The organism is Hwanghaeella sp. LZ110 (assembly GCF_048892525.1).
Classification (GTDB): Bacteria; Pseudomonadota; Alphaproteobacteria; order UBA8366; family Aestuariispiraceae; genus Pacificispira.
In genome coordinates this window covers 448,997-470,230 of sequence record NZ_JBLZHT010000004.1, presented here as the reverse complement: position 1 = coordinate 470,230, position 21,234 = coordinate 448,997, and the positions used below count along the sequence as shown (strand labels likewise).

At 54.4% G+C, this 21,234-nt stretch carries 19 protein-coding genes; 5 read left to right on the top strand and 14 right to left on the bottom strand.

Features of this window, described 5'->3' with window-relative positions:
* Positions 1-144: 144 nt before the first annotated feature.
* Both ACOSDM_RS10980 and ACOSDM_RS10975 read left to right on the top strand, forming a co-directional pair.
* Complete coding sequence (locus ACOSDM_RS10980; RefSeq protein WP_420724560.1) at positions 145-1,197, top strand: Fe(3+) ABC transporter substrate-binding protein; 1,053 nt, start codon at positions 145-147, stop codon at positions 1,195-1,197.
* Positions 1,198-1,225: 28 nt separating this feature from the next.
* The gene (locus ACOSDM_RS10975) at positions 1,226-2,926 is read left to right on the top strand and encodes an ABC transporter permease (RefSeq protein WP_420724559.1); all 1,701 of its coding nucleotides are present in this window, start codon (positions 1,226-1,228) and stop codon (positions 2,924-2,926) included.
* A 20-nt stretch (positions 2,927-2,946) separates the two neighbouring features.
* On the opposite strand, the gene ACOSDM_RS10970 is transcribed toward ACOSDM_RS10975, so the two are convergent.
* Positions 2,947-3,834 (bottom strand): polyprenyl synthetase family protein, encoded by an 888-nt coding sequence (locus ACOSDM_RS10970; protein ID WP_420724558.1) that lies wholly within the window; start codon positions 3,832-3,834, stop codon positions 2,947-2,949.
* 54 nt (positions 3,835-3,888) lie between these two features.
* Positions 3,889-4,137, bottom strand: coding sequence for an exodeoxyribonuclease VII small subunit (locus tag ACOSDM_RS10965; protein ID WP_420724557.1), 249 nt, complete (start codon positions 4,135-4,137; stop codon positions 3,889-3,891).
* A gap of 215 nt (positions 4,138-4,352) precedes the next feature.
* On the opposite strand from ACOSDM_RS10965, the gene ACOSDM_RS10960 reads away from it, so the two are divergent.
* On the top strand, positions 4,353-5,285 hold the full coding sequence (locus tag ACOSDM_RS10960; protein ID WP_420724556.1) for a histone deacetylase family protein: 933 nt from the start codon (positions 4,353-4,355) through the stop codon (positions 5,283-5,285).
* On the opposite strand, the gene ACOSDM_RS10955 is transcribed toward ACOSDM_RS10960, so the two are convergent.
* Complete coding sequence (locus ACOSDM_RS10955; protein ID WP_420724555.1) at positions 5,282-5,728, bottom strand: rhodanese-like domain-containing protein; 447 nt, start codon at positions 5,726-5,728, stop codon at positions 5,282-5,284. The genes ACOSDM_RS10960 and ACOSDM_RS10955 overlap by 4 nt on opposite strands.
* A gap of 209 nt (positions 5,729-5,937) precedes the next feature.
* Between ACOSDM_RS10955 and ACOSDM_RS10950 the strand changes: the two genes are divergently transcribed.
* On the top strand, positions 5,938-7,068 hold the full coding sequence (locus ACOSDM_RS10950) for a DUF2336 domain-containing protein (protein WP_420724554.1): 1,131 nt from the start codon (positions 5,938-5,940) through the stop codon (positions 7,066-7,068).
* A gap of 10 nt (positions 7,069-7,078) precedes the next feature.
* On the opposite strand, the gene ACOSDM_RS10945 is transcribed toward ACOSDM_RS10950, so the two are convergent.
* From ACOSDM_RS10945 to ACOSDM_RS10895, 11 genes are all read right to left on the bottom strand, one after another.
* Positions 7,079-8,848 carry a TRAP transporter permease gene (locus ACOSDM_RS10945; protein WP_420724553.1) on the bottom strand — a complete coding sequence of 590 codons (1,770 nt, stop codon included), beginning with the start codon at positions 8,846-8,848 and terminating at the stop codon, positions 7,079-7,081.
* Between the two features lie 81 nt (positions 8,849-8,929).
* Entirely contained in the window at positions 8,930-9,910 is a 981-nt protein-coding gene (locus ACOSDM_RS10940) for a TAXI family TRAP transporter solute-binding subunit (protein ID WP_420724552.1), read from the bottom strand.
* A gap of 187 nt (positions 9,911-10,097) precedes the next feature.
* Entirely contained in the window at positions 10,098-10,799 is a 702-nt protein-coding gene (locus tag ACOSDM_RS10935) for an ABC transporter ATP-binding protein (protein ID WP_420724551.1), read from the bottom strand.
* A 2-nt stretch (positions 10,800-10,801) separates the two neighbouring features.
* Entirely contained in the window at positions 10,802-11,548 is a 747-nt protein-coding gene (locus ACOSDM_RS10930) for an ABC transporter ATP-binding protein (RefSeq protein WP_420724550.1), read from the bottom strand.
* A complete protein-coding gene (locus tag ACOSDM_RS10925) occupies positions 11,545-12,522 on the bottom strand; it encodes a branched-chain amino acid ABC transporter permease (RefSeq protein WP_420724549.1) in 978 nt (325 codons plus the stop codon). Before ACOSDM_RS10925 ends, ACOSDM_RS10930 begins: the two co-directional genes overlap by 4 nt.
* 26 nt (positions 12,523-12,548) lie before the next feature.
* On the bottom strand, positions 12,549-13,472 hold the full coding sequence (locus ACOSDM_RS10920) for a branched-chain amino acid ABC transporter permease (protein WP_420724548.1): 924 nt from the start codon (positions 13,470-13,472) through the stop codon (positions 12,549-12,551).
* Positions 13,473-13,635: 163 nt separating this feature from the next.
* Positions 13,636-14,838 carry an ABC transporter substrate-binding protein gene (locus tag ACOSDM_RS10915; protein ID WP_420724547.1) on the bottom strand — a complete coding sequence of 401 codons (1,203 nt, stop codon included), beginning with the start codon at positions 14,836-14,838 and terminating at the stop codon, positions 13,636-13,638.
* A gap of 447 nt (positions 14,839-15,285) precedes the next feature.
* The gene (locus tag ACOSDM_RS10910; protein WP_420724546.1) at positions 15,286-16,491 is read right to left on the bottom strand and encodes an ABC transporter substrate-binding protein; all 1,206 of its coding nucleotides are present in this window, start codon (positions 16,489-16,491) and stop codon (positions 15,286-15,288) included.
* A gap of 353 nt (positions 16,492-16,844) precedes the next feature.
* Positions 16,845-17,543 (bottom strand): fumarylacetoacetate hydrolase family protein, encoded by a 699-nt coding sequence (locus tag ACOSDM_RS10905; RefSeq protein ID WP_420724545.1) that lies wholly within the window; start codon positions 17,541-17,543, stop codon positions 16,845-16,847.
* Positions 17,544-17,582: 39 nt separating this feature from the next.
* Positions 17,583-18,623, bottom strand: a complete 1,041-nt coding sequence (gene gtdA / locus ACOSDM_RS10900) for a gentisate 1,2-dioxygenase (RefSeq protein ID WP_420724544.1) — start codon at positions 18,621-18,623, stop codon at positions 17,583-17,585.
* Positions 18,624-19,176: 553 nt separating this feature from the next.
* Entirely contained in the window at positions 19,177-20,193 is a 1,017-nt protein-coding gene (locus ACOSDM_RS10895; RefSeq protein ID WP_420724543.1) for an aspartate-semialdehyde dehydrogenase, read from the bottom strand.
* A 510-nt stretch (positions 20,194-20,703) separates the two neighbouring features.
* On the opposite strand from ACOSDM_RS10895, the gene ACOSDM_RS10890 reads away from it, so the two are divergent.
* Positions 20,704-21,219 carry a TetR/AcrR family transcriptional regulator gene (locus tag ACOSDM_RS10890; RefSeq protein WP_420724542.1) on the top strand — a complete coding sequence of 172 codons (516 nt, stop codon included), beginning with the start codon at positions 20,704-20,706 and terminating at the stop codon, positions 21,217-21,219.
* Positions 21,220-21,234 lie beyond the last annotated feature (15 nt).

Genomic DNA, 21,234 nt, shown 5'->3' with positions numbered 1-21,234 from the left:
CAGAATATTATGATAATCTTTATAAGCCGCATATGAATATGCGACGCAATCTCAGTTTGGCGCCCAGCAACTGAGAGGATGCGTCCCAGTCGTGACCCGAGCAAGCTTGGGTGTGACACAACGCTAGGGAAAGGAATGCCTTCAATGACATTTGGATTGGATACTCTTCGTCAACATGTGACCCGAAAGGTTGGTCTGGTCGGCCTGGTACTGGGCATGAGCATGGCAATGCCAGTCGCACAGGCCGCAGAGGGAGAAGTAAATATCTACTCCATGCGCCAAGCCTATTTGATCGAACCGATTCTGGACGAATTCACCAAAGAAACAGGCGTTAAAGTCAATGTTCTGTTTGCTGATGACGGCTTGATTGAGCGTCTGGCGCAAGAGGGCCCAAACAGTCCTGCGGATGTTGTGCTGACATCCAGCTTTGGTAATACAGCGCGTCTGGTTGATGAAGGGCTGACCCAACCGGTTGACAGCGAAACGCTCGCAGCACGTGTTCCAGAACAGTTTCGTGCGGCGGATAATCGCTGGTTTGCGCTGACCCTGCGCGCACGCCTGTTTTATACCTCCAAAGAGCGTATGAAAGAGGGTGATCTGGTGACTTATGAAGGTTTGGCGGATCCGAAGTGGAAGGGCAAGGTCTGCACTCGCAGCGGTACCCACCCATACAATGTGCAGATGATTGCAGCCATGATTGCCCATAAGGGCAAAGCAGAAACCAAGACATGGCTGGAAGGTGTGAAGGCCAATCTGGCACGCAAGCCGCAGGGCAATGATCGTGCCCAGGTCAAGGCCGTGTCCGAGGGTGAATGTGATATCGCTGTCGGTAACTCCTACTACTTCTTCAAGATGCTGGATAATGACGAACAGCGTGGCTGGGCCGAAGCGGTCAATCCGGTATTCCCGAAGTTTGACGGCGGTGGCACGCATGTGAATGTGTCTGCCATGGTCATGGCTCCTCATGCGCCAAACCATGAAAATGCCGTTTTGCTGATGGAATACTTGACGGGCGAGGCTGCACAGAGGATTTATGCGGATGTGAATTTTGAATATCCGGTTAATCCCAATGTGAAACCCTCCGATGCGTTGGCTGGGATTGGGGATTTGACCCCAGACAGCCTGACCTTGGATCAGATTGCCGCCAATCTGCGGGATGCACTGCAATTGGTCGCAGAAGTTGGCTATAATGAATAAAGGGTTGGTGCGTGAAACAAGGTAAGGCATGGCGGTAACCACATCGGATGCGACCGGGCCGGTGACCCGGTCGCTGATGCAGAAGGATAGATCCTGGATTTGGACGACGGGCGCTGTGGGGGCTGCCCTGATCGTGATCATTCCCCTTGCATCAATCGTCTGGCTTGCCTTGTTTCCAAAAGATGAAGGCTGGTTCGATATTGTTCGAACCAGCCTTCCTACTTATATCAGCAATACCCTGATCCTGATGGTCGGCGTTGGGATTGGTACGATTACTGGTGGGGTTTCAACTGCCTGGCTGGTGACTGTCTGTCGTTTCCCGGGCCGCCGCATGTTTGAATGGGCATTGTTATTACCCCTGGCCGTGCCTGCCTATCTGGTCGCCTTCGTTTATACCGACATTCTGGAATATGGCGGCCCTGTGCAAGGCGCGCTGCGCGATCTGTTCGGATGGCAGGTTAAAAGCGATTACTGGTTTCCAGAAATCCGCAGCCATGGCGGCGCGATTATTGTCCTTAGCCTGGTGCTATACCCCTATGTTTACATGATGGCGCGGGCGGCATTTCTACAACAATCCGTCTGTGCCTTAGAGGCTGCGCGAACTCTGGGTCGAACACCCTGGCGCTGTTTCTGGACGGTGGCGCTGCCTATGGCGCGCCCGGCACTGGTGATTGGTGTATCCCTGGCCATGATGGAAACCCTGAACGATTTCGGGACGATCGATTTCTTTGGGGTTCATACGTTGACCGCTGGCGTGTTTGAGGTCTGGCGGGTCATGGGCAATACTGGTGGTGCGGCCCAAATTGCCCTGGTGATGTTGCTGTTTGTGGTCGGGCTGCTATGGCTGGAGCGATCATCGCGCCATCGCCAACGCTATGGTCAAACCAGTTCCAAGATACAGGCGCTGCCGGGTTTTGAATTGCGTGGCTGGCGGCGTGTGGCGGCGATGACGGTGTGCGGGGCACCTTTGATCTTTGGCTTTGCGGTTCCGTTTATTGTCCTGGCGGTCAATGCGCTGCGGCGGCTGGACCAGCAATTGACCCCGGAATATTTCGCCTTCACCAGCAATTCCCTGATTCTGTCTGGCACGGCGGCGGTCTGTGCTGTGGTGATCGGCCTTTTCATGGCCTATGGCGTGCGTCTAAGCGGCGGAAAGCTCCTGCGCATGCTAACCCGCCTGGCATCGGTCGGATATGCTGTGCCTGGCGCAGTGTTGGCGGTAGGGGTCATCGTACCCTTCACCTCTTTCGATGCAGTGGTCGGCCGGTTCATTGAACAGACTTTTGGGGTTCCGATGGGACCGATATTGTTTGGCACCGCATTTGCCGTGGTCTTTGCCTATGTCGCGCGCTTCATGGCGATTGGCTTTGGCGCTGTGGATTCGGCCCTGGAAAAGGTGACGCCCCATATGGATGATGCGGCGCGCACCCTGGGCAAGGGGCCACTGGAAACCCTACGTCGAATTCATCTGCCAATGATCCGCGGCGGGATTTTGGCTGGGGCGATCCTGGTGTTTGTGGATTGTATGAAAGAACTTCCCGCCACACTGATCCTGCGACCGCCGTTTAATTTCGATACGCTGGCGACCTTTGTCTTTCAGTATGCCTCTGACGAGCAATTTGAACGGGCATCTCTGGGGGCGATTACCATCGTGATTGCAGGCATTATCCCGGTCGTCCTGCTGTCCCGCGCGATCCGCAGCGCCCGCCCGGGCCATGCGAACGGGTAAGGATGGTGTAAGCATCGCTTTCAGTGTTTGCGTTCAACGACAAAGCGGGCCAGGGCGCGCAGGTGATCGGCTTTGCTGTCAAACAGCTTAAGGTGATTGATGGCCTGATCTGCCAGATGATTGGCCTGATCCCGTGCCCGCTCCACACCCAATACAGAGACGAAGGTCGCCTTACCCTTTGTCGCATCCTTGCCAACCGCTTTGCCGACAGTGGCGGCATCGCCTGTGATATCCAACAGGTCATCGGCAATTTGGAAGGCCAGGCCCATATCGTGGGTATAGCCGCGCAATGCTTCCCTGGCAGAGGTGGGCGCACGGCCCAGAATGGCCCCGGCCTGACAGCCAAAATCAATCAGACGACCGGTTTTCAGGCGTTGCAGCCGTGTGATCGCGCCGATATCCAGATCCGCACTTTCGGCCTTCAAATCGATCATCTGGCCTCCGACCATGCCATGGGCCCCGGCGGCCAGGGACAATTCCAGCACCAGTTCACAGCGAACCGCAGGGTTTGAATGAGTGGAGTCCGACGCCAATATGTTGAAGGCGCGGGTCAGCAAGGCATCTCCGGCCAGAATCGCCGTTGCCTCGTTAAAGCGTTTGTGGACGGTTGGCTTGCCCCGGCGCAGCGCATCATCATCCATGGCTGGCAAATCATCATGCACCAGGGAATAGCAATGCACCATTTCCAGCGCTGCACCCACCCGCAGGGCCGAGTTTTCTGATACCCCGAACAAGCCTGCGGTTTCGTTCACCAGAAAGGGGCGGACGCGCTTACCCCCATCCAATGTGGCATAGCGCATGGCCTCCAGCAGGTCGCGCTCAGGGGCATTGTCCAGGGGCAGTAGCTTGTTGAGAACATCTTCAAGATGTCCTGCGAAGTCGCTCATGGCCCGCGCGAGATCGGTCATTCGATCAAATTCCTTAATATGTGAAAGAGGGTCGGCGTGATTTCGGCAATATTGTTAATCTATTTCCGCAGACTCCGCCTTGATCGTCCCATTGGATCCGACGGTAATCTTCTCGATGCGTGCCTTTGCGCCCGCAAGCTTCTTTTCGCAATGCTTCTTTAACGCGGCACCCCGTTCATAGGCCTCAATACTGGCCTCTAGCTCAATATCGCCGGATTCCAGGCCACGTACGATGGATTCCAATTCTGCCATGGCCTGTTCAAAACTCAGGTCATCTATCGTTGATTTCGCCGTCGTCGTCATGCACCACCTAAATCTATTTGCAAGTTTGATCGAACCAATCTTGCGGTCAGTGTAGGGTGCGCCGACCCATTGGCGCAACCATCGCCCAACCCATTACCATAAAATCCGGCGCAATGTTGCAAAAACCCCTATCTGAAACTGGCATCGCCTTGAAGTGCCCTTATGAATGGTTTATCGCCTAAGGATACCAAACGATCTGGGTTAGGGAGACATCCATGGCGACGAAAACACTGCTTTTCACCCATCCGGCCTGTGCCGGTCATGATATGGGGGAAGGGCATCCAGAGCAGCCCGCGCGTCTGGCTGCCGTACTGTCGGCTCTGGAAGGACCTGATTTTCAGGAATTGGAACGCAGGGAAGCGCCGGAAACGACCCGCGACCGTATCCTGCTGATGCATCCCCCTGCCTATGTTGATGGGCTGATAGCGGCTTTTCCCACCGAAGGCCGTGTGCAGATTGATGCGGACACCGCAGTCAGTGCCGGGTCCCGGGAAGCTGCATTCCGTGCTGTTGGTGGCGTGGTTGCTGCTGTGGATGCAGTTATGAAGGGGGAGGCAAAGCACGCCTTTTGTGCCGTACGCCCGCCTGGTCATCACGCGGAACCTGACCAGACCATGGGCTTTTGCCTGTTCAATAATATCGCAATCGGGGCCGCCCATGCGCGGGATGTCTACCATCTACAACGTGTCGCTGTGATTGATTTTGATGTGCATCATGGCAATGGCACCCAGGCGATGTTTGAAAATGAGCCTATGTTCTTCTATGGCTCAACCCATCAGATGCCGCTGTATCCGGGCACTGGTCGGCCGTCGGAAACAGGTATTGCGGACAATATCGTGAATGTTGCATTGCCGCCGATGGGCGGCTCACAGGAATTCCGGAAGGCATTTCAGGATGTCGTGTTGCCCAGACTGGATGCGTTTGGGCCGGAACTGTTGATGATTTCCGCTGGGTTTGATGCGCATCGTGATGATCCCCTGGCCCAGGAGAATCTGGACGAGGATGATTTTGTCTGGGTCACGCAGGAATTGATCAAAATCGCCGATAAGCATTCAGAAGGCCGCGTCGTTTCCGCCCTGGAAGGGGGGTATGATCTGGACGCGCTGGGGCGGTCTGCGGCCGCCCATGTGCGGGTATTGATGGCTTAATTTTCAGCGGGGGCGGGGTCCAGCGGCAGGTTCTGTTTCATCCAGCCGCGCAGGGACCCGCGCCCCAACATGCCTTCCTTCACATTCATCACATGGGTGAAGCCATTCTGGGTCAGAAAGGCGCTGGCCCAGGTGGATCGAACACCCGAGGCACAGATCAGGGCGATTGGTGCCGTCTTGTCGCCGTTAACCCCCGCGATCATGGCCGTCAGAAACCCGGTTTGTCCTTCGGGGTCATGCATGGTGATGGTTCTGGCCCCTTGGGCGATGCCCGTATCGCGCCATTCTGACGGGCGGCGGATATCGATCAGGGTTACAGATCCATCCTGCTGCATCTGATGGGCGGTGGGGGCATCAATGATGGTTGTTTCAGCCAGACCGGTGGAAACGTGCAGCATTAGGCAAAGTAGGGCGATGACCGATCCGGCGATGAATTTTGGCATTCCGAACACTCCTGATACAGCAGATGGATCATTCATAGCGTCATGCGGATGTTGCGACAATCCAGCGGCTGGTAAATCCTGTGTGACGTCTTGTGAGGGCTGTCTGGTATCGTGATGCTTGGCGCTGTGCGGATTGCTGCGTATTCTACGAAAATGCTATGTAAGCATGAGTATTTAACGCCCTGATCTGGGGGAGGGGATGTATATCAATGGCGGAAAAACTGACCGGTTCAGATGTGCAAAAGCTGCTGGCCGACCCATCGGGGGAAAATCGCGCCAGTGCCGCCCATAAGATCGCGCGACAATTTGGTGAGGGCGGGTTGACGGATAAGGAACGGTCGATCGCGGAAGATATCTTCAGTTTAATGGTGAAGGACGTTGAAATGCAGGTCCGGGCTGCACTGTCTTCCAATCTGAAGGATGTGCCTGGCCTGTCAAACGACCTGGCGAAAACATTGGCGTCTGACCTCTCTGACGAGGTCGCCTTGCCAATGCTACAGTATTCAAATGCTCTGACGGACGCCGATCTGGTTGAGATCGTACGCAGCCAGAATGCATCCAGAACCAAGGCGGTGGCGGAGCGTCCAGCGGTGTCCAGGCAGGTATCGGATGCGATTGTCACTCATGGGGATGAGGACTCTGTCGTCGCCCTTGTATCCAATACCGGGGCGGAGATCAGCGAGACATCGCTGAACAAGGTTGTCGATAAATATGGCGATGTGCCCCGAATTCAGGAGCCGCTGGTTCAGCGCCCGACTCTGCCTGTCGGCATTGCGGAAAAGCTGGTTGCCCGGGTGGCGGATCATTTGAAGGACTATCTGGTTCAGCATCATGAACTGTCTGATGAAATGGCCACCGACCTTATTTTGCAAAGCCGGGAGCGCGCGACGCTTACTCTAAACAGGGCCGGTTCTTCTGGCAGCGCAGAAGAACTGGTTCGCCAATTGAAGGAAAACCGGCGGTTGACCCCCTCCATCGTCTTGCGGGCCCTGTGTGTCGGTGATTTGGATTTCTTTGAACAGTCCCTGTCTGTCCTGTCCGGGGTGCCGATCAACAATGCCCGCATCCTGATCCATGACGAGGGAGAGCTTGGCTTGCGGTCCTTGTATCAGAAGGCGGGAATGCCTGTCGCCCTGTTGCCTGCTTACCGAACGGCCCTGGATATGGTCGTTAAGGCAGAGATGGAACAGAGTGATGAAGACCCCCAGCATCGTATGCGACGCTTGCTGGAGCGGGTGCTGACAGAGCATGAAGAAATCATCGATGAGTTTGGTGCAGACACCGTGGACTATCTGCTGACCAAGCTCAATCGATTGGGTCAGGCCTCAAAAGCAGCCTGACGGATATTTCCTATAGCGGATAGAACAGGACCAATGCGCCGCCCAGGACAAGGGCGATGCGTATCATCCATCGTATCGGGGCGATGATCCCAAAGGAAATACAGCCCAGACCGACCCCCACTTTCGCCGCTGCCAGCACGGCATGAATTGGAACGGTTGAGAGATGGATCAAATCCGGATTGGCGATCATGCCCAATGGGATCAGATACAATCCGATACCAAGCGCCATCGCCTTGCCAGCGACTTTCAGCCAATTTTCACCAACCATGCCTGCTGCGATGAACACTGCGCCACAGACAGGCGGGGTTATGGTGCTTAAAAGCGCAAACCAGAAGACGAACAGGTGGGCCTGTAGCGGCTGTAATCCCAATTCTGTTAAGGCGGGCCCTGCGACGGAGATACAAATGACATAGGCTGCGGTTGTCGGAACCTCCATTCCCAGAACAAGGCATGCTGCCGCTGTCAGCAACAGTGCCGGCCATAGCATCCCGCCTGACCCTGACAGGATTAGGGATGTGATCTTGACGCCCAGCCCGGTAATGCCCAACACCCCGATGATGATGGAGGCGCACAGGATAATTGAGGCGATGGTGGCTATTTGCTGACCCGCGTTCAGACAGACACTGATAATCCGATCCAGGGTGCGCGGTCCGTTGAAGGTCAGTTTCGCATCCAATAGCAACAGGACGGCCCCGGCCAGAATTGCCAGACAAGCGGCGTATTGTGGTGTGAAACCGGTATAGAACATAAACCACAGCAGTACGGAAAACGGCACCATGAAGAAGGCTGCTGTAATTAGCACAGGGCGCAGGCCGGGCTGTTGATCTTTCGGCAGCCCTTCCAGTTTATAGCGCATGGAAAAGGCATCTATGCCGACCCAGCATGCCGCAAAATACAGAAAGGCTGGCAACAGGGCGGCTGCCATGATTTCGGTATAGGGGGTTCCGGTCAATTCCACCATGACAAAGGCCCCGGCCCCCATTAAGGGCGGCATGATCTGACCGCCAGAGGAGGCCACAGCCTCCACTGCGCCTGCCAGCGATCTGGGATACCCCAACCGCGTCATGGCGGGCAGCGTAATCGCCCCTGTCGATGCAACATTCGCACTGGCTGAGCCAGAGATGGATCCAAACAGCGCGGAAGACAGAACTGATACCTTGGCCGCGCCCCCACGCAGACGCCCTGCGACGGCTGCAGCGACATTCATGAAGCCTTGCCCGGCCTCTCCCGCATTCAGGACGGACCCGAATATGACGAAAATGGCGACGATGGAGACTGAAACCCCGGTCAAGCTGCCCCAAATGCCGCCTTCAGCAATCGTCAGCGTGCCCAGAAAGCTGTTCAACGGCGTTCCCGGATGGCCGAATTCACCAGGAATGTATTGTCCGAAGAGTCCATACAGCAGGGTTGTGGAAGCGACCAAAGGCAGCGGCCAGCCAATGGCGCGCCGGGCCATTTCCAGCACTGTGACCAACAGGATGACCGCGATCCCGACCTGGAATGTGCCATCCAAGAATCCGTATTGGTCCGACAGGGGGGCATGGTTCCAGGCGATCCACAAACAGGCGGCAAGGCCCAGGCTGCCCAGAACAGCGCCGGAGATCCGCTCAATACTGTTGCGGGCGATAAAGATCATCGCCCAGGGCAGGGCCAGCGCCATATGCAAGGGGCGGGACAGAAGGTTGGGCACCAGTCCTGAAAAAATCAGCCACAAATGAAATGTGATGGATGTCGCCCCGAGTGCAATCCAGATCCATCGTGATGCGCCTGCCGTCAGCATTTCCCAACCTCTGATATAGTAAACAAGACAGCCCCGGTTTCCCACCGGGGCTGTCCCACTTCTTAATTGATCTGAAGTGTTTTACATCTGTGCGTCGGTCACAGGGAAGCCGACTTCCATGTAATATTTCAAGGCGCCTGGATGCAGTTTGCCGGTGACATTCGACAGCATTTCCGGGGAAACACCATTCCACCAGGCGGCATCTGCCCCCAGCTTGGATTTGCCTTCCCAATAGGTCTTGGTCAATTGATAGGCGGTGTCTTCATCCATGTCTGTTGTCGTATAGGCAACCACGGGCAGGCCGGTCGTCGTGATATCGGTGGTCTGATCGGCATAGGTCCCCGCCGGGATGGTCACCTTCAGACGTTTGGTCTGGGTGATCTGATCATCGCTGAGTGACAGGATGGTAACTTTGGTGCTGGCAGCGGCCTCAATCACATTGGGGGCAGGGTAAGAGCCTGCGGTGACAAAGCCATCGATCTGACCATTTTTAAGGGCCGACACGGCATTGGAAAGCTCCACATCCGCCAGGGTCACTTTACCGTCCAGGCCAAACAATTCCAGATACTTTGCCCCTTCTTTTGCACCAAAACTGCCTTTGCCAATCAGCAGCGTCTTGCCATCCAGGCTGGCGAAATCGGTGACGCCACTGTCTGCATTCATGACAAAATGCATGGTCAGAGAGGGGATTGGGAACAGCGCGCGGATTTCATCAAAACGCGGGCTCTGTTTGCCTTCAAACATCGCCTTGCCGCCCTGCGCCAGGCCAACAAGGGCCGGGGGCGTGGTGAAGACATAATTACCGGTGCGCCCGATCACTTCCATCACGTTTTGGACAGAGCCCTGGCTTTCTTCAACCGTAACAATGATGCCGCCATCGGTGCCCGCCTTCATCGCCTCGGCCAATTGCACGGCCATTTGATAATAGGACGAACTGGAACTTGCGGACTTATAGGTCACGCGGGTTTCGGCCTGGGCCGCAGGGGCCGCTGCCAAAACGGGAAGAACCGCCATCGCGCCAATGGCGGCCAGCTTTTTAATATGTTTCAGTGATAAGGTCATGGGTGTTTCCTAGCATCCTATAGGGTGGTCGCCGTTGCCCGCGCGACCTTCGCAGTATCACTACCCCACGGCCCATTCAGGATCAAGCAAGAGTGAGGTGGTACGGACAGAATCGATGCGAATAAACCTACATTTACGCCTGTGGGGCAAGGATACAAAACCGTGCATCGTAAGATAACGAAGTGCTTTAAACGCCCAGATAGCGATGCATCAGTTCTTCGTCCGCCAATAACTCCTGGCTGTTGCCGGTCCAGACGACACGGCCCTTTTCCACGATGTGATGACGATCGCCAATGCGGGCCAGGTCTTTGACATTCTTGTCAATCACAAGAATTGACAGGCCTTCGCCCTTCAATGCTTCCAGGCTTTTCCAAATCTCATTTCGGATTAGGGGCGCAAGGCCTTCTGTGGCTTCATCCAGGATCAGTAGATTTGGATTTGTCATCAGCGCCCGACCGACGGCAAGCATTTGCTGTTCCCCACCTGACAGCAGGTTTCCCATACTGCTGCGGCGTGCGGCAAGGCCTGGGAAAAGGTCATAGATACGATCAGCAGTCCAGGGGGTCTTCTGATTACCCCAATTGGCGGCTGTGGCGACAAGGTTTTCATGCGCGGTCAGGTTTGGGAAAATCTGACGTCCCTCAGGAACCAATCCAATTCCACGACGCGCAACGGCATAGGATGACAGGCCACGAATGGACTGACCTTCATACTGAATGTCGCCTTCCCGGGATTGAATGATGCCCATGATGGAATGAACAGTTGTCGTTTTGCCCATGCCATTGCGGCCCATCAGAGTGGCGACTTCTCCGGCGCGCACTTCCAGGGTCATACCAAACAAAGCCTGGCTGTTGCCGTAAAATGTTTTTAAGCCCGATACAGTCAGCATGATCAGGCCTCCTCACCCAGATAAGCGCGTTTCACGGCATCATTATCGCGGATGGCGTCTGGTGTATCTGTGGCGATGATTTCGCCATATACCAACACCGAAATCCGATCCGCCAGGGCAAATACCGCATCCATATCATGTTCCACCAAAAGCATGGTTTTTTGACCCCGGAAACGCTGCAGAATCTCAATCATGCGCTGGCTTTCCTCGGATCCCATCCCGGCCATGGGCTCGTCCAGCAACAGCATTTTAGGCGCTGTCGCCAGGGCCATCGCGATTTCCAACTGGCGGTGTTCGCCGTGGGAGACTTCACGCGACAGCACCATCGCCTTCGCGTCCAGGCCAACCTCTTTTAGCCGCTCCATGGCCTGACGGTTGATTTCCGGCTCACTATTGGCGTTACGCCAGAACCGGAAGGAATGCCCATCATGGGCCTGTGCCGCCAAGGCGACATTCTCCAGCAGGGTCATGTCCTGAAATACGGTCGTGATCTGGAAGGAGCGTGCGATGCCCATTTTCGCGCGGGCCGGACCAGATGCCTTGGTGATATCGCGACCATTAAAGTGGACCTTGCCCGCATCCGGGAATTGTTCTCCGCATAGCTGAGAGATCAGGGTTGTCTTGCCCGCGCCATTGGGCCCGATAATGGCATGGACTTCCCCCTCGATCACATCCAGGGATACGTTCTTTGTGGCGGTGACGCCGCCGAAGGTCTTGTACAGCCCACGGACTTCTAAAAGTACAGTCATCGTTTGCCCAACCGATCCAAAAATCCAGAAATTCCACCCCGCACGAACAGGACGACACACAGCAGAATCAAGCCAAATGGCAGGTGCCAATAGAATCCAGCGCCGTTGTGTACCATATCCATCAGATCGGGAATCATCTCTTCCAACACCAGGAAGGAAAGCACGCCAAAGATCGGACCGAATGCTGTTGCGGTTCCCCCCAGAACGACCATGAAAATCAATTCACCCGACCGGGTCCAGCCCATCATATCCGGGCTGATGAAATTGGTGTAGTTCCCCATCAGGGCCCCGGCATAACCGCAGATCGCTCCAGAAATCACATAGGCAACCAGGCGATAGTTATAGGTGTTGTATCCTAAAGCCTGCATCCGCTTTTCATTGGATTTCGCGCCCCGAATGACCCGTCCAAAGCGGGACCCAACAATGCGGTGATATAGGTACATCACTGCCAGGAAGGAAACGAAACAGATGTAATAAAAGATGGTTGGATCATCGATATCGATTCCACTGGCGAATTCACTGTCGTACCAAATCGTCAAACCGTCATCCCCACCATATTCATCCAATGACAGGAATAGAAAGAACGCCATCTGAGCGAAGGCCATGGTGATCATGATGAAATGAACGCCCTTGGTGCGCAGGCTGATTGCCCCGGTAATCAGGGCAAAAACCGCACTGACGCTGACGGCCAGAAAGATATGCAACCATCCTGAACTATAGTCATGATAAATGGGAATGCCGACACAATAGGCGCCAATGCCGATAAAGGCCGCATGTCCCAGGCTGATCATGCCGCCATAGCCCAGAATAAAATTCAGGCTGATCGCGGCGATGGTCAGGATCAGAATCCGTGTTGCGATACTGAGATAGAAAGCCTGATCGAAAATATCCGCCAGGATTGGTGTCATAGCCAACAGCAGCAGTATCGCGATACTGAAAAGCCATTTGGGAGTCAGAAAATTGGAAGTGCGCATGCCCATCCCTTATGCTTGCTTGCGTTTTATCGGACCTTAGGCGGGAAAAGGCCCTGAGGACGCACCGCCAAAATGATAGCCATTAGAATATAGATCAGCATTGCGGAAATCGCCGGGGCGGCCGTTTCCGCGGTTCCTGTCTGCATGAACAGCTTTAAAAGTTGATCCAGATAGGACCGTCCCAAAGTGTCGATCATGCCAACGATCAAGGCCCCGACGAAGGCCCCTTTGATTGACCCAATTCCGCCAATGATGATCACGACAAAGGCGACAATGATAATGTCATTGCCCATCCCGATAGAGGCCCCGGTAATGGGGGAAATCATCATCCCGGCCAAGCCGGCGATAGCCGCGCCAGCGGCAAAGACCAGACTGAACAATACTTTAATATCGACGCCCAGCGCCTGCACCATGGTGCGATTGGAGGCACCGGCGCGGATCAACATGCCAAGGCGTGTCTTGCTGACAACATAATACAAACCAATGGCGACCAGCAGACCGACAGAGATAATCGCGATACGATAACTAGGCAGTTGGATTGTTTCCGTGAGGGTGATTTGACCGTTCAGCCATGCGGGCAGGGGAATGACCATACCCTCAGCGCCCCAGATCAGATGCGTGACAGTATCAAATATCAGGATGATGCCGAATGTTGCCAGAACATGGTCCAGATGATCCCGCAGATACAGCGAGCGCGCGATCAAAATCTCCGTGACATAGCCAACCGCCATGGTCAGGGGGATCGCCAGCAACACGCCCAGCACAAAACTGTCCAACAGGACCACCAGGGTCCCGCTTAAATAGGCCCCAACCATATAGAAAGAGCCATGGGCCAGATTGATAAAATCCATAATGCCGAAAATCAGCGTCAGGCCAGCGGCCAGCAGAAACAGCAAAATGCCCAGCTGCATCCCATTCAACAACTGTGTGATCAGTAGTGCGCTATCCATGCCCATCCCCGGTTCATCACTAATTAAAAGACTGCTGCTTTTACCGGATCACCCGTTGCAGCATGTTCATTGCCATTTCTTATACGCGACGCACATTCATTTTAAAACGGCGGCGTGATGGCCCATTCCCTAAGCACGCCACGCCGCCGCTTGTCATAGTGTATTACATCTTGCAGTCAACGGCGTGAGGATCTTGATGGTCCGTAAAAATCCTAGAAACGATTTTTGTGGTCCACCGGCCTTCTGAATCCGCAACCACTTCCCGAAGATAGAAATCCTGGATCGGGAAATGGTTATTACCGAACTTGAACTTGCCACGGGTTGACGCGAAGTCTGCCTTCTCCAGCGCAGCCCGCACGGCGTTCTTGTTGGAGAGATCACCATCCACTGCATCAACTGCGGATTTGATCAACATGACAGCATCATAGGCCTGTTGGGCATAGAAAGAAGGGTAGGTGCCATGTTTTGCCAGAAAATCGCTCACGAACTTCTGGTTTGCAGCATTGTCCATATCTGGTGACCAGTTTTGTGTGCCACGAGACCCTAGGGCGGCAGTTAAGCCGGCCTCTTGCATTTTTGGCAGGGAAATACCGTCCAACGTATAGACGGTGTAGAGCTTCATCGTGTCAGCCAGGCCTGCTTGCATGAATTGAGAGACGAATGCGCCGCCTGCCTTGCCAGGATAGAAGGCCCACAGGGCTTCTGCGCCAGAGGCTTTGGCCTTAGACAGTTCGGCGGAGAAATCGAGCTGCGTTTCCGACCCCCATTTGGTCATATCCCGCCCTTTGATCTCCCCTTTATAGGTCAATTCAACAGCAGCCATCATGTCTTTTCCGGACGCATAGTTTGGCGCCATGATATAGACAGACTTAACATCTTCCTGATTCAATGCTTCTCCCATCGCCATGGGGATCTGGTCATTTGCCCAGGAGATAGAGAAGAAGTTCTTATTACAGCCTTTTCCTGCCAATTGAGACGGGCCTGCATTCGCGCTGATTAAGAACGTATCGCTATCCAAAACAGATTTAACCGATGCCAGTAACACGTGAGACCAGATGAAGCCGGTTACAAAATCTACCTTTTCCTGAGTGACCAACTTATCTGCGGCCTGTTTGCCGGTTTCTGGTTTAAAGCCATCATCTTCCATAAAAACGTCGACTTTGCGGCCCCCCATCTCACTACCAATATGCTCAAGGGCCAGATCAAAGCCATTTTTCATGTCGGTGCCGATAACTGCGGCGGGGGTCGTCAGTGTTGTTACGAAACCAATTTTAACGGGGGCGCTGTCTGCAGCGGATGCTGCACCAACCCAAGGCGTCGCCGTTAGAAACAGTCCGAAAACCGCTGCTTTTAATGCCTTCTTCATTTCCATGCACTCCTCATTGTGGAGCCTTCAGCATTGAGCAGTTTCCTCGTCACAATCAGATGAATTCACAAATCTCAGTGGATGTATCCCAGTTAACAGTTGATGCCGGTCGGGATACTTTTAAGACAGATTCATCTATAACTCACCAGAATTCCCTGCACTATAATGCATCATTCCCTGTGTGCAACTTTGTTCAATGAGATATGATGCATTATTTGTCGTTATCATTGAGTTGAAGCTAAACGTTTCACTAAAACTTGCGCAAGCATTAATTTCGTAAAAATTAATTATTTTCGAAAATTCGTGAAATTTTACTCAAAGATCGCATCACGAAAAGGCTAGCGTGGTTTTCGATTTCTTGATCAAGTCTAATGGGCCGAAAGCCAATGCAAAAGAAAACGGGGCGGGCCATTTCTGACCCGCCCCGTTTCGGCAAATCTCGGAATTTTACATCTTGCAATCAGCAGCGTAAGTATCCTGGTGATCGGTATAAACAGTGGATTTGATCTTTGTCGTCCAGCGACCTTCTGCATCGGTAACAGCTTCCCGCAGATAGAAATTCTGAATTGGGAAATGGTTGCTACCAAACTTGAAATTGCCACGAGTGGAATTGAAATCAGCCTTTTCCAGGGCTGCGCGAACCGCATCCTTGTCGGTCAGATCACCACCAACAGCATCGACAGCAGATTTGATCAGCATGACGGCATCATAAGCCTGCTGGGCGTAGTAGGATGGATATGTGCCGTTTTTGGCAAGGAAATCGCCAACAAACTTTTTGTTGGCCTCATTGTCCATATCCGGTGACCAGTGCTGGGTCGCCATTGATCCAAGAACGCCCGTCAGGCCTGCTTCTTTCAGTCTGGGCAGAGAAATCGCATCCACGGTGAACACGCTGTAGAGTTTCATCGAATCAGCAAGGCCCGCCTGGGTGTACTGGGAGATAAAGGCACCACCGGCTTTACCCGGATAGAAAACCCAGATCGCATCCGCGCCCGAAGCCTTGGCTTTTGCCAATTCAGCGGAGAAGTCGAGCTGTGCATCCGCACCCCATTTGGTCAGATCCTTGCCTTTGATTTCCCCTTTAAAGGTACGCTCCACACCGGCAACCATGTCTTTGCCTGCGGCATAGTTCGGGGCCATGATGTAAACGGATTTTATGCCATCGGCGTTCAATGCTTCGCCCAATGCCATCGGGGTCTGGTCATTCTGCCAGGACACGGAGAAGAAGTTCTTGTCGCAAGCCTTGCCAGCCAATTGAGACGGGCCCGCATTCGCGCTGATCAGGAAGGTTTCCGTATCCAGAACGGACTTGGCAGAAGCCAGCAATACGTTGGACCAGATATAGCCGGTTACAAAATCAACCTTGTCCTGGGTGACCAACTTGTCGGCGGCTTGCTTGCCGGTTTCCGGCTTGAATCCGTCATCTTCATAGATGACCTCAACCTTGCGGCCACCCATTTCGCCGCCAATATGTTCAATAGCCAGGTCGAAACCGGCTTTCATGTCATTGCCGATAACAGCAGCAGGCGTTGTCAGCGTGGTGACAAACCCGATCTTCACAGGATCACTGTGTGACGCGCCATAGGCCGGTCCAAAGGCCGGTGCTGTAGCCAGCGCAGCGCCGAATGCCGCTGCCAGTAATGTGTTTTTCATTCCTTTGTCTCCCTGGTATGACCACCCTTAAGGTAAGCGGAGGTCGTGTGTTCTAAAAATTTACGCGGAGCCTGAGTGGCTTAAACCATCCGAAAGGCCATGCTCCTTGTGCAATCGCCGCTATCAGAGCGTACAAGACTGCTCAGGGTCAAGCGCTAGACTGCCTCTCTTCCGGAAACTTTGGTCCATGCCGCGCGTCGCTGCACTATAATGCATCTTTGCGGGCGTGCAATGTCGAAAAATGCGCTATGATGCAGTCTCGATACCCCCTAAGCGTGAAGATGAGGACGCCGCGCACGATATCCCTAACGTGCGCGGCGCAGTTCACTTTAACGCAGGGGGACGGTTCATTCTCAGACGATTTTTACCCGCAAGGCACCGACCTTTTCGGCAGATCCTTCTAGGATATCGCCTGCAACGACGGCCCCGACCCCGGCGGGCGTCCCTGTCATGATCAGGTCGCCTGGATATAATGTGTGAAACCGCGACAGATCGGCGATGGTTTCACTGACAGAGGTAATCATCCCATCCATCGGCGCTTCCTGGCGTATCTTTCCATTGACCGACAGGGCGATGCGCCCATCAACGATCTCCCCGGTCTTTGCGATTGGGACGATTTCCCCCATCGGGGCGGCATACTGGAAGCTCTTACCGTTGTCCCAGGGGCGACCTTTATCCTTGGCCTGGCTTTGCAGGTCGCGGCGGGTCATGTCCAGGCCGATCGCATAGCCAAAGATATAGGACACAGCCTCGTCTTTGGAAATGTTGCTGCCTTCCTTTCCGATGGCGACGACCAGTTCGATTTCATGATGATAGTTCGATGTTTCCGGTGGGTAGGGAATTTCCGCTGTTGCCCCGGGCGCGCAATAGACAATGGCGTCGCGGCATTTGGTGAAAAAGAATGGGGGATCGCGATCGGTCACGCCCATTTCTTCACGATGCGCCCAATAGTTCCGCCCGACGCAATAGATGTTGCGGACCGGAAACTGGGCGTCTGAACCCTGGACCGGCACCGACGTTACAGGCGGTACGGGAAAGGCATAGTTGGTCATTCTGGAACTCCTGACTGAAAAGGGAATGCGTGAATGGGATTATCCAGTGATGCGTTCTTCGCGCCAGATATTCAGGTTCTGCTGCATACCCTTGTCGGAAAATGCGAATAAGGTCAGATCTTCTGCCGGGTTATAGGTGACGGTATGCCAGCTTGGGATAACAAATGTGTCGCGTGGTTTCAGGTCATACCTTGTGTCGCCAATCTGAACAGATCCGGTCCCTTCTACTACCGTCACCACCGTCGCGTCTGTCGCGCGGTAGGGTTCGGTTTTGAACCCTTTAGGCAGCAATTGCACGAAGCCGGAGATGGTTGGCATCATCGGCCCCCCGGTTGCAGGATTGATGAATTCCAGCTTTAGGCCTTGATGGGGATCCCATTCCGTAGAGTCTTTCATATCCTCCAGTGCCTGCCGGTATTCGGCATAGGGATAGTGGAAAACCGGGCTGGATTTCGGCGCGTCATAGCCAACGGGCAGCATGTTTCGCCCAAATTGTGCGCGGCTGAAGCCAGGCGGGCGTCGATCCAGTTGGTACTCGTCATTGCCTTGCTGGGCAAAGCCGGAATCAAAGAAGCGCAATGTCGGAATGTCCAAACCGTCCAGCCACACCATGGGGCCGTCGCTGTGATTGCCGTGATCATGCCATTGCCAACTGGGCGTCAGGATCAGATCAAATTCTTTCATAATGGCGCGTTCGCCATCCACGGCAGTATAGGCACCATCTCCTTCAACAATGAAGCGCAGGGCCGATTGGGTATGTCGGTGGCACGGCGCGATTTCCCCCGGCAGAATCAGTTGCAGGCCCGCATACAAGGTCCCGGTCGCAGAGCTTTCCCCCGGACAGCCTGGATTTTCCAGGATAAGGACCCGCCGCTCTGCTTCCTTTGCAGTGATCAATTCTCCACTGCTCATCAGATAGGGGCGCACATCCTCATATCGCCATCGCACAGGGGTGACGCGGGTCGCCGGCGCTTTTGGCACCAGGGCATGCAAGACCTCCCACAAGGGGGTCATGTTAAGCGGGCGAATCTCATCATAGAAAGCTTGCCGATCGGCGGTAATGGGTTTGCTGTCAGACATTCTGGTCTCCTGTGCTTACAGGTCGCAATGGTTTCCGATCCGACCGAAAACAGCAAGTCCCACAATTGGGAAAAGCAGTTTCGCCACCAGGGATGTGGCGAGGAGCAGTGTTGGCGGGCCAACAGCGTCTCAAAGGAGGGCTGCACGTCCGGTGCCAACAGCAGCCAGACCCTTCGAGACGCTTTGCTCTTCAGGGTGAGGGGGTAATTATCTGCACCATTGTCACCCCGGACCTGATCCGGGGTCCAGGGCGGCCGGCGTTATTGGCGCTTGTGGCTCTGAACACCCATCTGCGCGGGTGTGACGCGGATGGAGGGACCGGAAATGCGGTTCGAGATGCTTTGCTCTTCAGGGTGAGGAGGCAATTATCTGCACCATTGTCACCCCGGACTTGATCCGGGGTCCAGGGTGGCCGGCGTTATTGGCGCTTGTGGCTCTGAACACCCACCTGCACGGGTGTGACGCGGATGGAGGGACCGGAAATGCGGTTCGAGACGCTGCGCTCCTCAGGGGGGCGATAGTTTACATCACCCCCCCCTTGGTTCACGTCTGGTCAGACCAAGCCGTCCTTGATCATGCGCTCGGCGATCTGGACGGTGTTCAGGGCAGCCCCTTTGCGCAGGTTATCTGACACAACCCACATGGACACGGTGTTGTCCTGTGTCGCATCATCGCGAATACGAGAGATGTAGACGGCGTCTTCTCCGGCGCATTCGACCGGGGTGACGTAGCCTTCATCGGCGCGATGGTCGACGACGATACAGCCTTCCGCCTTGGACAATGCCTTGCGGATTTCTTCGACGCTGACGTCTTTTTCCAGTTCCATATTCACCGCTTCGGCATGGCCGATGAAGACGGGAACCCGCACACAGGTTGCGTGCAGTTTGATCTTGGGATCCAGGATCTTCTTCGTCTCAACGGTCATCTTCCATTCTTCTTTGGTCCCACCATCATCCATGAAGACATCGATATGGGGGATGACGTTGAAGGCGATCTGCTTGGTGAACTTATTGCGTTCCATCGGGTCATTCACAAAGACGCCGCGGGTCTGGTTGAACAATTCATCCATCCCGGCCTTGCCAGATCCAGAGACTGATTGATAGGTCGACACCACAACGCGCTTGATCCCGGCCAGATCGTGGACCGGCTTCAAGGCGACCACCAATTGGATGGTGGAGCAGTTCGGGTTCGCGATGATGTTCTTTTTGCCAAAATCTTTCAGGGCGTGCGGGTTCACCTCTGGCACGACCAGCGGTACGTCCGGATCCATGCGGAAATGTGACGTGTTGTCGATGACAACAGCGCCTGCCCGCGCTGCCTTTGGAGAATATTCCGCACTGACTGTTGCGCCAGGAGAGGAGAGAACGAAATCTGTGCCCTTGAAGTCAAAATGCTTCAGGGCCTGGACTTTCAGGGTCTCAGTATCACCATAAGATACCTGTTTGCCTACGGAAGATTCCGAGGCCAGGGCGATGATATCGTCGGCGGGAAATCCACGTTCGGACATGATCTTCAGGATTTCCTGTCCGACATTTCCCGTTGCGCCAACAACGGCTACTTTGTAACCCATTTCTATATTCCTTCTTTTCTGTTCGTCTTTTTGGTTTGAAGCGGGGCAGGGCATTCCGGCCCAGATACGGTAAGGGCCGGGGAGAACCCGGCCCGATGAAGCAGTTTTGCTATAGTCGGATGCGCGGGGTCTCGCTAGACTCCGGTGGTGGTTTTACCAGTTTTGGCTTTGTCGGCCATGATTGTGGTCGCAGCGTTTGCGCGCATCGGATACCCCAGTTGCGTATCAGTTTGGTTTCAGTTTCAACCAAATTCGGCGCAACACTAGCCATGTGCCCAAGATGTCGCAAGGGATTTTTCAGATCATCCTAGAATGGATTGCAGGATTCTGAATATGTCGCACTGTGTAAGAGTGTCGTTGCGACAAGAATGCGTATAGAGTGTGTTTGAGGTTTTGGAATACATTGCCTGTGCAGCATCGGCACGGCGCGCGTGCGTCCATCCAGGCACGCCTTGAATAAAAAGTATCGAGTGGGAGGTATGGAATATGGGGCGTTTGCAAGAGCCTGATATGCGAACAGATATTCTGGATGCTGCGGAAGCGATCGTGCGTCAGCATGGCTTTAACGGTTTTCACATCGAAGATGTTGCGGCCAGTCTGGACATGGAGCGTGCAGAGATCCTAAAGCACTTTCCGAACAAGGATGATCTGGTTCGGGTTCTGGCGGAACGGTATGCCGCGCATTTCTTGGAACAGGCCGGTGCGGTGCTGCGGCAACCGGGAACCGTGTCTGACAGGATCGCCGCTTACGGTGAATTATTTCGAAATTCCTATCAGGATGACGGCAAGATGTGTCTGTGCGGTATTCTGGCGGCAGAAGGTGCCGATATCCCAAGGTCTGTGCGCGTGATCGTGGCTGATTTTTTCCGGGTCAATATTGAACTGCTTGAGGCAACCACCCAGAAAAAGCAGGAAGCGCGCCTTATCCTGTCCTCCCTTGAGGGGGCGATCCTGCTTGCGCGTGCCAATGAGAATATCGGACCTTTAAATGACGTGATCAGCGACCTGCGGCTGCGTTATGTCTAGATATTAGGCCCCAAA

Bases quoted from the DNA above. Each gene is read 5' to 3' on its own strand.
- ACOSDM_RS10980 (WP_420724560.1), top strand. From the start codon at position 145: ATGACATTTGGATTGGATACTCTTCGTCAACATGTGACCCGAAAGGTT.
- ACOSDM_RS10975 (WP_420724559.1), top strand. From the start codon at position 1,226: ATGGCGGTAACCACATCGGATGCGACCGGGCCGGTGACCCGGTCGCTG.
- ACOSDM_RS10970 (WP_420724558.1), bottom strand. From the start codon at position 3,834: ATGACCGATCTCGCGCGGGCCATGAGCGACTTCGCAGGACATCTTGAA.
- ACOSDM_RS10965 (WP_420724557.1), bottom strand. From the start codon at position 4,137: ATGACGACGACGGCGAAATCAACGATAGATGACCTGAGTTTTGAACAG.
- ACOSDM_RS10960 (WP_420724556.1), top strand. From the start codon at position 4,353: ATGGCGACGAAAACACTGCTTTTCACCCATCCGGCCTGTGCCGGTCAT.
- ACOSDM_RS10955 (WP_420724555.1), bottom strand. From the start codon at position 5,728: ATGCCAAAATTCATCGCCGGATCGGTCATCGCCCTACTTTGCCTAATG.
- ACOSDM_RS10950 (WP_420724554.1), top strand. From the start codon at position 5,938: ATGGCGGAAAAACTGACCGGTTCAGATGTGCAAAAGCTGCTGGCCGAC.
- ACOSDM_RS10945 (WP_420724553.1), bottom strand. From the start codon at position 8,848: ATGCTGACGGCAGGCGCATCACGATGGATCTGGATTGCACTCGGGGCG.
- ACOSDM_RS10940 (WP_420724552.1), bottom strand. From the start codon at position 9,910: ATGACCTTATCACTGAAACATATTAAAAAGCTGGCCGCCATTGGCGCG.
- ACOSDM_RS10935 (WP_420724551.1), bottom strand. From the start codon at position 10,799: ATGCTGACTGTATCGGGCTTAAAAACATTTTACGGCAACAGCCAGGCT.
- ACOSDM_RS10930 (WP_420724550.1), bottom strand. From the start codon at position 11,548: ATGACTGTACTTTTAGAAGTCCGTGGGCTGTACAAGACCTTCGGCGGC.
- ACOSDM_RS10925 (WP_420724549.1), bottom strand. From the start codon at position 12,522: ATGCGCACTTCCAATTTTCTGACTCCCAAATGGCTTTTCAGTATCGCG.
- ACOSDM_RS10920 (WP_420724548.1), bottom strand. From the start codon at position 13,472: ATGGATAGCGCACTACTGATCACACAGTTGTTGAATGGGATGCAGCTG.
- ACOSDM_RS10915 (WP_420724547.1), bottom strand. From the start codon at position 14,838: ATGAAGAAGGCATTAAAAGCAGCGGTTTTCGGACTGTTTCTAACGGCG.
- ACOSDM_RS10910 (WP_420724546.1), bottom strand. From the start codon at position 16,491: ATGAAAAACACATTACTGGCAGCGGCATTCGGCGCTGCGCTGGCTACA.
- ACOSDM_RS10905 (WP_420724545.1), bottom strand. From the start codon at position 17,543: ATGACCAACTATGCCTTTCCCGTACCGCCTGTAACGTCGGTGCCGGTC.
- gtdA (WP_420724544.1), bottom strand. From the start codon at position 18,623: ATGTCTGACAGCAAACCCATTACCGCCGATCGGCAAGCTTTCTATGAT.
- ACOSDM_RS10895 (WP_420724543.1), bottom strand. From the start codon at position 20,193: ATGGGTTACAAAGTAGCCGTTGTTGGCGCAACGGGAAATGTCGGACAG.
- ACOSDM_RS10890 (WP_420724542.1), top strand. From the start codon at position 20,704: ATGCGAACAGATATTCTGGATGCTGCGGAAGCGATCGTGCGTCAGCAT.